Origin of the sequence: Achromobacter deleyi, assembly GCF_013116765.2 — a bacterium.
In the GTDB taxonomy this organism is placed as follows: Bacteria; Pseudomonadota; Gammaproteobacteria; order Burkholderiales; family Burkholderiaceae_B; genus Achromobacter; species Achromobacter deleyi_A.
Window position 1 is genome coordinate 703,984 of the sequence record NZ_CP074375.1, and the last position, 13,644, is coordinate 717,627.

At 65.9% G+C, this 13,644-nt stretch carries 6 protein-coding genes; all 6 read left to right on the forward strand.

The window, feature by feature from the left end:
- Window positions 1-22 precede the first annotated feature (22 nt).
- The 6 genes from HLG70_RS03310 (at window position 23) to HLG70_RS03335 (ending at window position 13,533) form a co-directional block, all read left to right on the forward strand.
- Window positions 23-5,170, forward strand: coding sequence for an alpha-2-macroglobulin family protein (locus tag HLG70_RS03310; RefSeq protein ID WP_234103477.1), 5,148 nt, complete (start codon window positions 23-25; stop codon window positions 5,168-5,170).
- Entirely contained in the window at window positions 5,167-7,386 is a 2,220-nt protein-coding gene (gene pbpC, locus HLG70_RS03315) for a penicillin-binding protein 1C (RefSeq protein WP_171665160.1), read from the forward strand. Before HLG70_RS03310 ends, pbpC begins: the two co-directional genes overlap by 4 nt.
- A gap of 55 nt (window positions 7,387-7,441) precedes the next feature.
- Window positions 7,442-9,754: an ATP-dependent Clp protease ATP-binding subunit ClpA gene (gene clpA, locus HLG70_RS03320; RefSeq protein ID WP_171665159.1), complete on the forward strand. Its 2,313-nt coding sequence runs from the start codon at window positions 7,442-7,444 to the stop codon at window positions 9,752-9,754.
- Window positions 9,754-11,070 carry a paraquat-inducible protein A gene (locus HLG70_RS03325; RefSeq protein ID WP_171665158.1) on the forward strand — a complete coding sequence of 439 codons (1,317 nt, stop codon included), beginning with the start codon at window positions 9,754-9,756 and terminating at the stop codon, window positions 11,068-11,070. Before clpA ends, HLG70_RS03325 begins: the two co-directional genes overlap by 1 nt.
- Before the next feature lie 75 nt (window positions 11,071-11,145).
- The gene (locus tag HLG70_RS03330; RefSeq protein WP_171665157.1) at window positions 11,146-12,810 is read left to right on the forward strand and encodes an intermembrane transport protein PqiB; all 1,665 of its coding nucleotides are present in this window, start codon (window positions 11,146-11,148) and stop codon (window positions 12,808-12,810) included.
- Window positions 12,811-12,816: 6 nt separating this feature from the next.
- On the forward strand, window positions 12,817-13,533 hold the full coding sequence (locus HLG70_RS03335; protein ID WP_419144792.1) for a PqiC family protein: 717 nt from the start codon (window positions 12,817-12,819) through the stop codon (window positions 13,531-13,533).
- The last annotated feature ends 111 nt before the right edge of the window (window positions 13,534-13,644 follow it).

The following is a 13,644-nucleotide window of genomic DNA, read 5'->3' on the forward strand; positions in this document are numbered from 1 at the left end:
CGCCATCGGCGTAGGCTGGTGGATGGGCAAGGACCGGCAGCCGGCGACCCCGATCCCCGTGCCATCTACGCAAACGGCGGCCGGCACGGCCACGCCCGCGGCCAGCAACACCCCGCCAGCGCTGCCCGCCAGCGCGGTGGTCGGCGCGGCCGATCCCTTTGCCGCGCTGACCTGCCAGCCGCGCCAATACAATGACGCGCTGGCGCTGTCCGTCACGTTCACGCAGCCGGTGGATGCCAAGACCAACCTGGACAGCTTCCTGCAGGTCACCGATACCGGCGCCACCTCAGGCAAGGCCGACGAAGGCAGCGAATCCGCCGCGTCGTCCGGCGACCAGCCTGCCTCGGTGAAACCGGGCGATTCCGCGCCCCAGGGCAAGATCGTAAAGGGCAACTGGGTCGTGGGTGAAAACCCGCGCATGGTCTATTTCCCCTATGTTTCCCCGCAGCGCAAGTACGCCATCACGGTGCGTGCGGGCCTGCCTGGCGCGGGCGACAAGGTCAAGCTGGCCGAAGGATCGCACTGCGAGGTGAATACGCAGGCCATGCCGCCATCGTTCTATTTCGCCAGCCGCGGCGTGGTGCTGCCGGCCGGCCAGAATGGCGGCCTGCCGGTGGCCACGGTGAACGTCCCCGAGGTCGACGTGCAGTTCCTGCGCGTGTCCCCCGAGCGGGTGCCCGAGTTGTTTGAAACGGTTCTGGGCATCGGCCGCAACACCAGCCCTGCCTCCGAAGACGAGGACAGTGGCGGCTATGACGAAGACGACGGCTGGCGCTATTCCGACAACCGCAGCCTGAAGGGATCGGTCAGCAACTGGGACCTGGATCGCCTGAACTCGCTGACGACCAGCGTCTACCAGGGCCGCTTCGTCACCGATGAGAAGCCCAACCGCCGCCATGTCACGTTCCTGCCGGTCGAAGGCGTCAAGGAACTGCAGGAGCCCGGCATCTATATCGCGGTCATGAGCCAGCCCGGCCGTTTCCGCTACGAATATCAAGTCACGTATTTCTACGTCAGCGACATCGGGCTGCATGCGCGCCGCTACAGCGACCGCATCGAAGCCTATTCGGTGTCCCTGAAGTCCGGCCAGGCGATCTCCGGCGCGGTGTTCGAGCTGGTGGATGGCGCCGGTAAATCGCTGGCCAAGGCGGCCGCCGATGCGCAGGGCCACGTCCGCTTTGACGGCAGCTTTGCCAATGCGCGCGTCATCCGCGCATCGCGCGACAAGGAAATGACGGTTCTGGCGCTGGCCGAACCGGCCCTGGACCTGTCCGAGTTCGACACCGGCGGTCATGCCTCGCGCCCCAATAATCTTTTTGTCTACGCCGGCCGCAATCTGTACCGCCCCGGTGAGACCTTCAATGTGTCGGTGTTGCCGCGCGACCTGGACGGACGTGTGCTGGCGCCGTCGCCCTTGACCGCCACCCTGAAGCGCCCCGATGGCCGCACCGTGCAGACCGCGCTGTGGCAGCCCAAGAAGGACCTGCCGGGCTATGTCGAGCGCGCGATCGATCTGCCGCTCGATGCCCAGACCGGTTCGTGGCTGCTGGAGCTGCGCGTGGACCCGGCGTCGCGCGCGCCGGACGCTTCCTGGAAGTTCCAGGTCGAGGAATTCCTGCCTGAACGCATGAAGATGGCCTTGACGTCCGAGCAGGACGTGCTGTCGCCGGACGATGAACTGACGGTGGATGTGCAGGGCGACTATCTCTACGGCGCGCCTGCGGCGGGCAATCGCCTCTTGTCCACCTTCCAGGTCAAGCGTGACCGTTATGCGCTGGCCCAGCAATGGCCCGGCTTCATCTTTGGCGATGTGGCCGACGATACGCGCCGCAGCTTTGGCGAATTGCCCGAGACGGCGCTGGACGACAAGGGTTACGCGCAGCTGGAAATCAACCCGAACACGGGCGGCACGCATTCACCCATGAAGGTGAGGGTATCGGCCAGCCTGCTGGAATCCGGCGGCCGTCCGGTGGTGCGTTCGATCGAGCGCAGCGTCTGGCCCGCCGCCAAGCTGATCGCCGTGCGTCCGCAGTTCGACAGCGACGTGGCCCGCGAAGGCGCGCCCGCCGGCTTCGAAGTGATCCGCGTGAATGCGCAAGGCAAGATCGAACCGCTGGCCCAGGCCCAGATGCGCCTGTTCCGTGAAGATCGCCAGTACTACTGGCGGTTTGACGACCAGCGCGGCTGGAACAGCGGCTATACGGAAACCGAGGAGCTGCTGGATTCGCGCGAGATCGCGCTGAACGACCGCTCCCAGCTGACCGTGCCGGTCAAGTGGGGCCGTTACCGCCTGGAAATCGCCGATCCGGAAACCGGCGAAACGATGCGCTACCGCTTCTATGCGGGCTGGAACGCGCAGGACGCCGATGCCATGGGCAACCGTCCGGACCGCGTGCAGATGAAGCTGGAAGGCGTGCCGGCCAAGCCGGGCGACAGCGTCAAGCTGACGCTCACGCCGCCGCACGACGGCCAGGCGTTGATCACCGTCGAAGGCGACCGCATGCTGTGGTCCACCTGGGTTGCCGTGAAGGCGACGGGCACCGAGGTCGAGATTCCGGTCGACAAGAGCTGGAAGCGCCACGACCTGTACGTTGCCGCGGCGGTGTTCCGTCCTGGCAGCGAAGGCGACCGCGTCACCCCGGCGCGCGCGCTGGGCCTGACCTTCCTGCCGATCGCCAGCGCCGACCGCAAGCTGGACGTCAAGCTGACCGCTGCGCCCAAGGTCGAACCCGAGACCAAGACGACCGTGCGCGTCAAGGTCGACGGCGCCCAGGGCAAGCAGGCCACGGTGACACTGTCCGCCGTGGATGTGGGCATCCTGAACATCAACCAGTACGCTACGCCGGATCCGTTGGACTACTTCTTCGGCAAGCACCGCTACGCGCCCGAATTGCTGGACATGTACGGCAAGCTGATCGAGAAGATGGACGGCACCAAGGGCAAGCTGAAGTGGGGCGGCGACGCCGCGATGCGCGGCGACAGCAAGAGCCTGCCGAAGAAGGTCAAGCTGGTCGACCTGTTCTCCGGCCCGGTGACGCTCAACGCGCAGGGCGAGGCGGACATCCCGCTGGATCTGCCCGACTTCAATGGCACGCTGCGCCTGATGGCGGTGGCGTTCACGCCCGACAACTACGGCAGCACCGACACCGAAATGGTGGTGGCGGCTCCGATCGTGGCGGAACTCAATACCCCGCGCTTCATCACGCCGGGCGACCAGGCCGCGATCGCGCTGGACGTGACCAACCTGAGCGGCGCCGAGCAGAAGGTGTCGATCAAGCTGGAAGCCCTGGATCCGCTGGCCATCGTGGATGGCGTGCGCACCATCACGCTGAAGGACAAGCAACGGGCGACGCTGCGCTTTAATGCGACGACGACCGGCTCGTATGGCCTGGGCCTGATGCGCCTGACCGTGGACGGGCAGGGTGGCGGCAAGCCGGTGCATATCGTGCGCGAATCGGTGCTGCAGGTGCAGCCGGCCTACGCGGCCGAGCGCCAGGTGCGCCGTCTGCGCCTGAACCCGGGCGAGTCGCAGTCGCCGCAGGCGTCGTGGGTGGCGTCCTACTATCCGGATTCCACGACCGTCAGCATGACCGTGTCGAATCGTCCGCCGTTCAACGTCAACCGCCTGGTCGAAGGGCTGCTCAACTATCCCTATGGATGCACCGAGCAGACCATCAGCGCGACCATGCCGTGGGTGATGCTCGACGAGGACGCCGCCAAGCAGTTCGGCTTGAAGCCGCGCACTCAGGCGGAACGTGCCGCCAAGGTTGCCGGCGCGATCGGCCGCCTGTCCGGCATGCGCAACTCCGTGGGGTCCTACAACCTCTGGAGCGGTTCGTCGTCCCGCGATGTTTGGCTGACGGCCTATGCCGTGGGCTTCATGCAGGATGCGCGCGACAAGGGCTTTGAGGTGCCGGAGGCGTCGCTTGACCGTTCGCGCCAGTGGCTGCTTGAGCAGGTGCAGCAGAGCACCGGCGGATTCGGCACGTGGTCGGCCAACTTGCGCCGCAACGTCGATGCGGGCCGTATCGACAGCAGCGATGCCAACGTGCTGCGCGAAGACCACCGCCGCTTTGCCGGCCTAGCCACCGCCGCGCTGGCATTGGCGCGCGACAAGAAGGCGCCGTTGTCGACCGTCCGCCAGCTCTTCGATAACTACCAGGAACGCGCGCGTTCGCCGCTGCCGCTGGTGCAGCTGGCAGCTGCTTTCAAGCTGATGGGCGATGAAGGGCGCATGAAGCAGGCGCTTGACCTGGCCATGACGCGCGCCTACGGCATCAACGTCAACAATAGGAGCAGCGCCTACTACGACGAATGGATGGGCGACTACGGCAGCAGCGTGCGCGACTACGCGCTGGCCTATGCGCTGGTCAACCAGTACGAGCTTCGCCACGACCGCAGCGAGACCCTGCTGACGCAACTGGCGGGCCGCCTGGGCAACCGTTCCTATCTGTCCACGCAGGAACAGATGGCGCTGCTGCTGGCCGCCAGGGCAGTCGGCGGCGACAAGGGCACGCCCTGGGAAGCCACGCTCACGGTCAATGGCGTGCGCAAGCCGCTCGCCGGCGGCAAGAGCGACCAGACCGTCTCGCTGACGGCGGCCGAACTGGCGGGCACGCAGCTGCAGAACACCGGCAGCCAGTCCCTGTTCGTCGAGTACGACATCCAGGGCAGCCCGACCGCGACGCCCGCGCCGCGCAACGACGTGATCCAGCTCAAGCGCGGCTGGTACCGTCCGGACGGCCGTCCCTGGGATGGCGGCACGCTGCAGACCGGCGATATGCTGGTGGTCTGGGTGCAGGCCAGCGCCAACCAGAACATCCCTGACGGGCTGTTGGTGGACCGCGTGCCGGCCGGCTTCGAAGTCGAGAACCTGAACCTGTCGCAGAGTCCCGAGATGCAGGAATGGACGATTGGCGGGCGCCGCGTGGCCGAAGCCATGTCGGATTCCAACATCAAGCACCGCGAGTTCCGCGACGACCGCTATGTGGCCGCGGTATCGCTGGGCCGCGGCAAGGTGGACGTGTTCTATCTGGTGCGTGTCGTGACGCCGGGCCGCTATGCGGTGCCGTCGACGGTGGCCGAGGATATGTATCGTCCTGAAATCCGCGGCGTGGGTGAGCAATGGAGTACGGTCGAAATCCGCGATCGCGGCGCCAAGCGTCCTTGAACCCCGGCGCCACTCCCGTGGCGGGCGCCTCGCGCGCCCGCCGCTGGCGGCGGCGCGGAATTCTCGCGGCCAGCGCGTTGTCAGCGCTGGCCGCGTTGTTATTCGCGCTGGACCGCCTTTATCCGCTGCCCCCCATCGATTCGGGCGGGGCGGCGGTCGTCGTGGCCGCCGATGGCACGCCGCTGCGCAACTACCCTAGCCGCGACGGCATCTGGCGCTACCCCGTCAAGCCGGATCAGGTTTCCGGACACTATCTGGAAACGCTGCTGACGTATGAGGACCGCTGGTTCTACTGGCACCCTGGGGTGAACCCGGTGGCGCTTGCGCGCGCCGGCTGGCAATGGGCCACCAATCGCAGGATCGTGTCTGGCGGATCGACCCTGACCATGCAGGTCGCCCGGCTGATCGATCCGCAACTGGCCGGCAAGCCGTCGCGCTCGATGTCCGCGAAGTTGCGCCAGGCCTGGCGCGCCGTGCAGCTGGAAATGCACTACAGCAAGGACGAGATCCTGTCGCTGTACCTGACCCATGCGCCGATGGGCGGCATCGTGGAAGGGGTGGAGATGGGCTCGCGGCTGTGGCTGGGCAAGCCGGCCCGCGACCTGGGCCCGGCCGAGGCCGCCATGCTGACGGCCTTGCCGCAGGCGCCCTCGCGCCTGCGCCCCGACCGCCATCCCGAGGCCGCGCAGGCCGCGCGCGACAAGGTGCTGGACCGCATGGTGGAGCTGGGCCGCTGGACGCCGGCCGAGGTGGCCGACGCCAAGATCGAGACGGTGATCGCCCCGCCGCTGCGGGCGCGCTGGCTGGCGCCGCTGGCCGCGCAACGGCTGTTGCTGGAAGCGGGGGGACGGTCGGCCGCGCGCCGTCCGGGAAGCCGTCCGCCGCTGGTGACGTCAACCCTGGACGCCGACATGCAGGCGTCGGTGGAGCGCATGTTGCTGGATCGTGTCGACAATCTGCCGCCCAAGGTCTCGATGGCCGTGCTGGTGATGGATAACGACACGCTGGAGATCAAGGCCTACGCGGGCTCGGCGGATTTTTCCGACGATACCCGATACGCGCACGTGGACATGGTGCGCGGCGTGCGATCGCCGGGCTCCACGCTCAAGCCGTTCCTGTACGCCCAGGCGCTGGACGAGGGCCTGATCCATTCCGAAAGCCTGCTGATCGATGCGCCCATGTCGTTCGGGGGCTACGCGCCAGGCAATTTCCAGGCGTCGTTTTCCGGCCCGATCAGTGTGGCGCAGGCGTTGCAGCGGTCCCTGAATGTGCCGGCCGTGGACCTGCTGGACCGGGTCGGACCCGTGAGTTTTGCCTCGGTTATGCTGGCGGGAGGCGTGAAGTTACGTTTGCCTGCCGGTGCGGAACCAAATTTGAGCTTGATTTTGGGCGGGGGCGGCACCACATTGGAAGAACTGGTCGGCGCATACCGGGCTTTGGCCCGGGGCGGTTTGTCCGGAAGGCCTCGGCTCAGGGCGGAGCAGCCCATGGTCGAGTCCCGTATGATGAGTCCTGGCGCGGCCTGGATCGTTCGCGATATCCTGGAAGGGGGCGGACACCCGGACCGGCCGTTCTATCAGTCGGGCAGTCCGGCCCGGCAACTGGCCTGGAAAACCGGAACCAGTTTCGGATTCCGGGACGCCTGGGCGGTCGGAGTGACCGACAGATGGACGATCGGAGTCTGGGTCGGACGTCCGGACGGCACGCCGAATCCGGGATTTTTCGGTGCGAATGTGGCGGCGCCGCTACTGCAGGATATTGTGGCGGCATTGCCTGAAGGGGCTCAGCAGGTCCGCGTCAGGCCCGAAACGGTGCAGGCGGTCGTGACCTGCTGGCCCTTGGGCTACAGGCTGGGCAGCGTGCCATCGGGCGTGTGTCCCGAGCAGCGCGCGGCATGGACGCTCAATGAAACGGCGCCGCCGTCGTTTGCCGGCTATGCCGATGCCACCAAGGGGCCATTGCGGCTGGGCGGCGTGGCTAACGGCTCGGTGCTTCGGCCCGTGCCCGGCAGGCAGCAGGTGGCGCTGGATGTGGATGTGCAAGGCGCCGAAGGCGAAGTATGGTGGATGCTCGATGGCCGTGTCGCAAGTCATGGCGCGGCGGGTCATCCGTTTAATTTGGTGCTGGCGCAAGACGGCCGGTATACGCTTACCGTCATGGATACGCATGGCCGCCACGACAGTGTGGTTTTTGAAATCGCTGGCGTTACGCCATGATCGGCATAGAATATGAATCGTGTATTTGACCGCTTCGATGCGTTACGGAGGAAGCGTGATTTCCCAAGAGCTTGAAGTCAGCCTGCATATGGCTTTCGTCGAGGCCCGTTCGGCCCGGCACGAATTTATTACCGTCGAGCATCTGCTGTTGTCGTTGCTCGACAACGCTTCGGCCGTCGAGGTCCTGCGCGCATGCGCCGCCAATCTGGATGACTTGCGCCGTAACCTGCGCCAGTTCGTCTCGGAGAACACTCCGGTGATCCCGAGCGGCGCCGAAGTCGACACGCAACCGACGCTGGGCTTTCAGCGCGTGATCCAGCGCGCGATCATGCATGTTTCCGCGGGAGGCACCGGCAAGAAGCCGGTCACCGGCGCGAACGTGCTGGTGGCCATATTCGGCGAAAAGGATTCGCATGCCGTGTACTACCTGCAGCAGCAGGGCGTGACACGGTTGGATGTCGTCAACTTCCTGTCGCATGGCATTACCAAACAGCCGCAGGTGGAGTCCGCCGCCGTGCAGAAAGAGCAGCAGCCCAATGGTGAAGAGCAGGGCGAATCGCGTCAGTCGCCGCTGGATCAGTACGCCACCGACCTGAACGCCGCCGCGCTCGCGGGCCGCATCGATCCCCTGATCGGGCGCGAGCACGAAGTCGAGCGCGTCATCCAGGTGCTGTGCCGCCGCCGCAAGAACAACCCGCTGCTGGTCGGTGAGGCCGGCGTGGGCAAGACCGCCATCGCCGAAGGCCTGGCCTGGCGCATCACGCGCGGCGAAGTCCCTGAAATCCTGCAGGCCGCCCAGGTCTTTTCCCTGGACATGGGCGCCTTGCTTGCGGGCACCAAGTACCGCGGCGATTTCGAACAGCGTCTGAAGGGTGTGCTCAAGCAGATCCGCGGCAACCCCGACGCCATTCTGTTCATCGATGAAATCCATACGCTGATCGGCGCCGGTTCGGCCTCGGGCGGCACGCTGGATGCTTCCAATCTGCTCAAGCCGGCGCTGTCGTCCGGGCAGCTCAAGTGCATAGGCGCGACCACGTACACCGAATACCGCGGCGTCTTCGAAAAGGACCACGCGCTGTCGCGCCGGTTCCAGAAGATCGACGTGCCCGAGCCCAGCATCGAACAGACCGTGCAGATCCTGCGCGGCCTGAAGAGCCGCTTCGAAGAGCACCACAGCGTGCGCTATTCGGCTGCCGCGCTGTCGGCCGCAGCCGAGCTGTCGGCCCGCTTCATCAACGACCGTCACCTGCCCGACAAGGCGATCGACGTGATCGACGAGGCCGGCGCCGCTCAGCGCCTGCTGCCGCGTTCGCGCCAGAAGAAGGTGATCGGCAAGGTGGACATCGAGAACATCGTGTCCAAGATCGCGCGCATCCCGCCGCAGTCCGTCTCCAACGACGACCGGAGCAAGCTCGCCACCCTGGACCGTGACCTGAAGACCGTGGTCTTCGGCCAGGACGGCGCCATCGACGCGCTGTCCGCCGCCATCAAGATGGCGCGTTCGGGCCTGGGCAAGCCGGAAAAGCCGATCGGCGCCTTCCTGCTTTCCGGCCCCACGGGCGTGGGCAAGACCGAAGTGGCCCGCCAGCTGGCGTTCACGCTGGGGGTGGAGCTGCTGCGCTTCGACATGTCGGAATACATGGAACGCCACGCGGTGTCGCGCCTGATCGGCGCGCCTCCGGGATACGTGGGATTCGACCAGGGCGGTCTGCTGACCGAAGCCATCACCAAGCAGCCGCACTGCGTGCTGCTGCTCGATGAAATCGAGAAGGCCCATCCGGATGTCTTCAACATCCTGCTGCAGGTCATGGACCACGGCACGCTGACGGACAACAACGGCCGCAAGGCGGACTTCCGCAACGTCATCCTCATCATGACGACCAACGCCGGCGCGGAAACGCTGAACCGTCCGTCCATCGGGTTTTCGAATTCGCGGATGGTGGGCGACGAAATGGCGGAAATCCGCCGCATGTTCACGCCCGAGTTCCGCAACCGCCTGGACGCGATCATCCCCTTTGCAGCGCTGGACCGCGAGGTCATCCTGCGCGTGGTGGACAAGTTCCTCATGCAGCTGGAAGACCAGTTGCACGAGCGCCGCGTGGAAGCCGTATTCACCACGCGCCTGCGTGAACATCTTGCCAAGGAGGGGTTCGACCCGCTCATGGGCGCGCGTCCCATGCAACGCCTTATCCAGGACACCATCCGGCGCGCGCTGGCCGACGAGCTGCTGTTCGGCAAGCTGGTCGACGGCGGCTCGGTCACGGTCGACCTGGACGATGCGGGCAAGGTTACGCTGGACTTCGACGACAGCGGCAAGCCGCCTTCGTCGGACGCGCCGGACAAGCAGGAAGTCGAACTGGTCGACTAATGACCGCGGACCGCCAGCCGCTGATCGAGTGCGAACACTGCGCGAGCATCTATCGCCGATATCAGCTCCAACCTGACGAGACCGCCAATTGCGCCCGCTGCGGTGCCACACTGTGGCGCTACAGCGGGCTTACTTTGTCCAATTGGCTGGCGCTCGCCATTTCCGCCCTGATCGTCTTCGGGGTGGCAAACGCGTATCCGGTCGCATCGATGTCCGTGCAGGGCATGGTCCAGCAAGCCTCCTTGCTGGATGCCATCTCCATCACCTGGCGCCAGGGGCACTGGGTGGTCGCGGTGATGACCGGCCTGGCGGGTTTCGTGCTGCCCTTGTTGCAACTGGCTGTCCTGCTCTGGGTGCTTGGCCCCTTGTCGCAAGGCCGCGAGCCTGTCGGTTTCCGTGGCGCCATGCGTTTGCTGGGCGCGCTTCGGCCCTGGTGCATGGTGCCGGTATTTCTGCTGGGCGTCCTGGTCGCGGTGGTCAAGCTGGCCGGCATGGCGGCGGTGCTGCCAGGCATCGGGCTGGGCGCATTCGGTGTCTTGACCATCTTCCTGACCATCCTGGGCCGCCTGTCGCCGCATGTGCTGTGGCGCTATGCGGAGACGGTCGGCGTGGTGCCCGTGCATGTGCCCGAGAGCGGGCCCGACGTGGTCCTGACCGGCTGCCATGTTTGCGGGCAGGTGCAAGCCCTGCCGCGCGAAGCCGACCCCGAGGCACACCATCACTGCGTGCGCTGCGAAGCGCAGGTGCACTACCGCAAGCCGGATCATCTGGCCCGGACCTGGGCGCTGCTGCTGGCTGCCGTGGTGTTCTACATTCCCGCCAATGTGCTGCCGGTGATGCAGGTGAGCTCCGTGCTGGGCGATAGCGCCCATACCATCCTGGGCGGCGTGGTGGAGCTCTGGCAAATGGGTTCCTGGGATATCGCGCTGATCGTGTTCATCGCCAGCGTGGCCGTGCCGCTGACCAAGCTGCTGGCGCTGATCCTGCTGCTGCTCACGGAGCAGTGGCGCAGCACGACCAACCTGCGGCCCCGCACCCGTCTGTACCAAATGGTGGAGTTCATCGGCCAATGGTCGATGCTGGACGTTTTTGTCGTTATATTGCTGGCGGCGCTGGCTGATTTCCAGGGCTTGATGGAAATCAGCGCGGGCGCGGGCGCCGCCGCGTTTGGCGTCGTCGTCATCCTGACCATGCTGGCCGCCATGAGCTTCGATCTGCGCCGCAGCTGGGACTTGGAAGGGCAGAGTGAAATAGAATCAGCGCCGGTGGAAGTCCGGCGTCAGCCGACGCCTGTCGCCGGCAACGAAATGAGGTAGGGCCGGTTCGAGGCTCGTTTCAGTTTGAGCAGGTCCCAGGAAGGCGGTTGTCCCGCCCACAAAAAGGAAGTGTAGATGTCCGAGCAAGCTCCCGGATCTGGTGAAGAGAAGTTCGCGTCGCCTGCGATCTCCCGCAAGCAGAAGCGTCGGATCTCATGGATCTGGCTGGTGCCTGTTGTTGCGGCGCTGATGGGAATGTCGCTGGTCGTGCGGACCTGGATGCAGGCCGGGCCGGACATCTCGATCTCCTTCAATACCGCCGAAGGCCTGGAAGTGGGCAAGACCCAGCTTCGCTACAAGGACGTGAACATCGGCACGGTGAAATCCATCGGCTTCAATTCCGATCGCAGCAAAGTGGTCGTGCGGGCCGAACTGGCCAAGGAAGTCTCGGATCTGGCCCGCGAGGGCACCAACTTCTGGGTGGTGCGGCCGCGCCTGGACGTGAGCGGCGTGTCGGGCCTGGGCACCCTGCTGTCGGGCGCCTATATCGGCGTCGACGCTGAGGAAGGCAAGGGCGATTCCAGCAGGGCCACCAAGCTGAGTTTCGAGGGCCTGGAAATTCCGCCCGCCGTGACCCACGACCGTGCCGGCAAGCGCTTCATGCTGAAAGCCTCCGATCTGGGGTCGCTGGATATCGGTTCGCCGGTGTACTTCCGCCGCATCACTGTCGGCCGCGTGATCGGCTATGCCCTGGACAAGGACGGCAGCGCCGTGAATGTCGAGGTCTTCGTGGATGCGCCCAATGACCGGTTCGTCACCAACGGCACGCGCTTCTGGAACGCCAGCGGCGTGGACTTCAGCGTCAACGCGGACGGCTTGAAGGTCCGCACGCAGTCGCTGGTGTCGATGGCGATGGGCGGCGTGGCCTTCGAGCCGGTGCAGACGGCGCGGGACGGCGGTTCGGCGGCAGCGGCTGATTCGAACTTCGACCTGTATCCCACCGAAACGGCAGCCAAGGCCAATCCGGACGGCGAGGCCTTCCCGATCCGCATGCGCTTTGACCAATCGATCCGCGGCCTGGCGGTGGGCGCGCCGATCGACTTCAGCGGCATCACGCTGGGCAACGTCACGCAGATCAACCTGGACTTCGATCCGGTCTCCAAGCGCTTCTATTCGCTGGTGGACGCCACGCTGTATCCGGAACGCCTGGGCCGCGTCTACGACGAAGTGCGCGAGCGTGCGATCAAGGACGGCGATGTGGCGGGTGGCCGGCTGCTGGGCGTGATGGTCAAGCATGGCCTGCGCGCGCAGTTGCGCACCGCCAATCTGCTCACCGGCCAGCTCTATGTGGTGCTGGACGACTTCCCGAACGCCAAGCCGGTCGAGTTCAAGATGTCCGACCCCGCCATCATCCCGACGGTGCCGGGCAACCTGGACCAGCTGCAGCAGCAGGTCAGCAATATCGTCGCCAAGATCGAGAAGATTCCGTTCGACAAGATCGGCGAAGACCTGCGCACCACGCTGGCCAGCACATCCAAACTGATGAACCGCCTGGACAAGCAGGTGGCGCCGGAAGCACAGAACATGCTCAAGCAGGCCAAGGAGTCGATGGCCAACATCAATTCGCTGCTGGCCTCCGATGCGTCCTTGCCGGTCAATACGGAAAGGGCAATGCAGGAACTGAGCCGCGCGGCGCGTTCGCTGCGGGCGCTGGCGGACTTCCTGCAATCCAACCCCGAAGCCTTGTTGCGTGGCCGCGGACCCGACCCGATCCCCGGCTCCGGCCCCGTCAGGAACTAGACACCCATGAATATCCGATCCGCTCGCTGCGCGAACTCTTCCCGGACGAAGGGGGCTTCCGTCATAGGCCAGCGCGGCAAGCCGCCGCATTTGCGCGCCGCGCTGGCTGTTCTGGCGCTGTCCGGCGCCCTGGCGGCTTGCGGCTCTTCGCCTCCGGTCCACTACTACACCCTGCAATCGCCGGCGGCCCCGGCGGCCACGGGCGCCGTGGCCGCCGCGCCGTTCCTGATCGAGGTGCAGCCGGTCAGCATCTCCACCCAGGCCGACCAGCCCCAGCTGATGGTGCGCACTGGCGACGGCAGCGTGTCGGCGCTGTATTCGGAGCGCTGGAGTTCGCCGCTGGGCGATGAACTGCGAGGCGCATTGTCGGATGCCTTGAAGCGTGAGTTGGGCGCGCTGGACGTCCAGGTGGTCAAGCCCGGCCCCGGGGCGGCCGTGTGGCGCGTGCAGACGGACGTGCAGCGATTCGAGCTGGTGTCGGGCAGCATGGCGCAGCTGGATGCGACCTGGCGAGTACGCCCGGTCAACACGAAGGGCTCCGGCCTGTTGTGCCGCAGCGTGGTCACCGAGGCGGTCTCGGATTCCGAGGTGCCCAGCCTGATCGCGGCGCAGCAGCGCGCCGTGGTCAGCCTGGCTGGCGCCATGGCCTCGGCGATCCGCGGCCAGGCGCCGGCCGGTTCGGCGTCGGTGCAGATGATGGGCTGCTCCGCGCTGAAGGATTGAGGCGTCTTCCTCCGTCCACGAAATCGTGCGTGATCTCAAGTGGTTAACCTAGGGTTAACCTTAATACAAACGCGGTTGCAACCTGTCTAGCATACGGTCCTACCCATACTG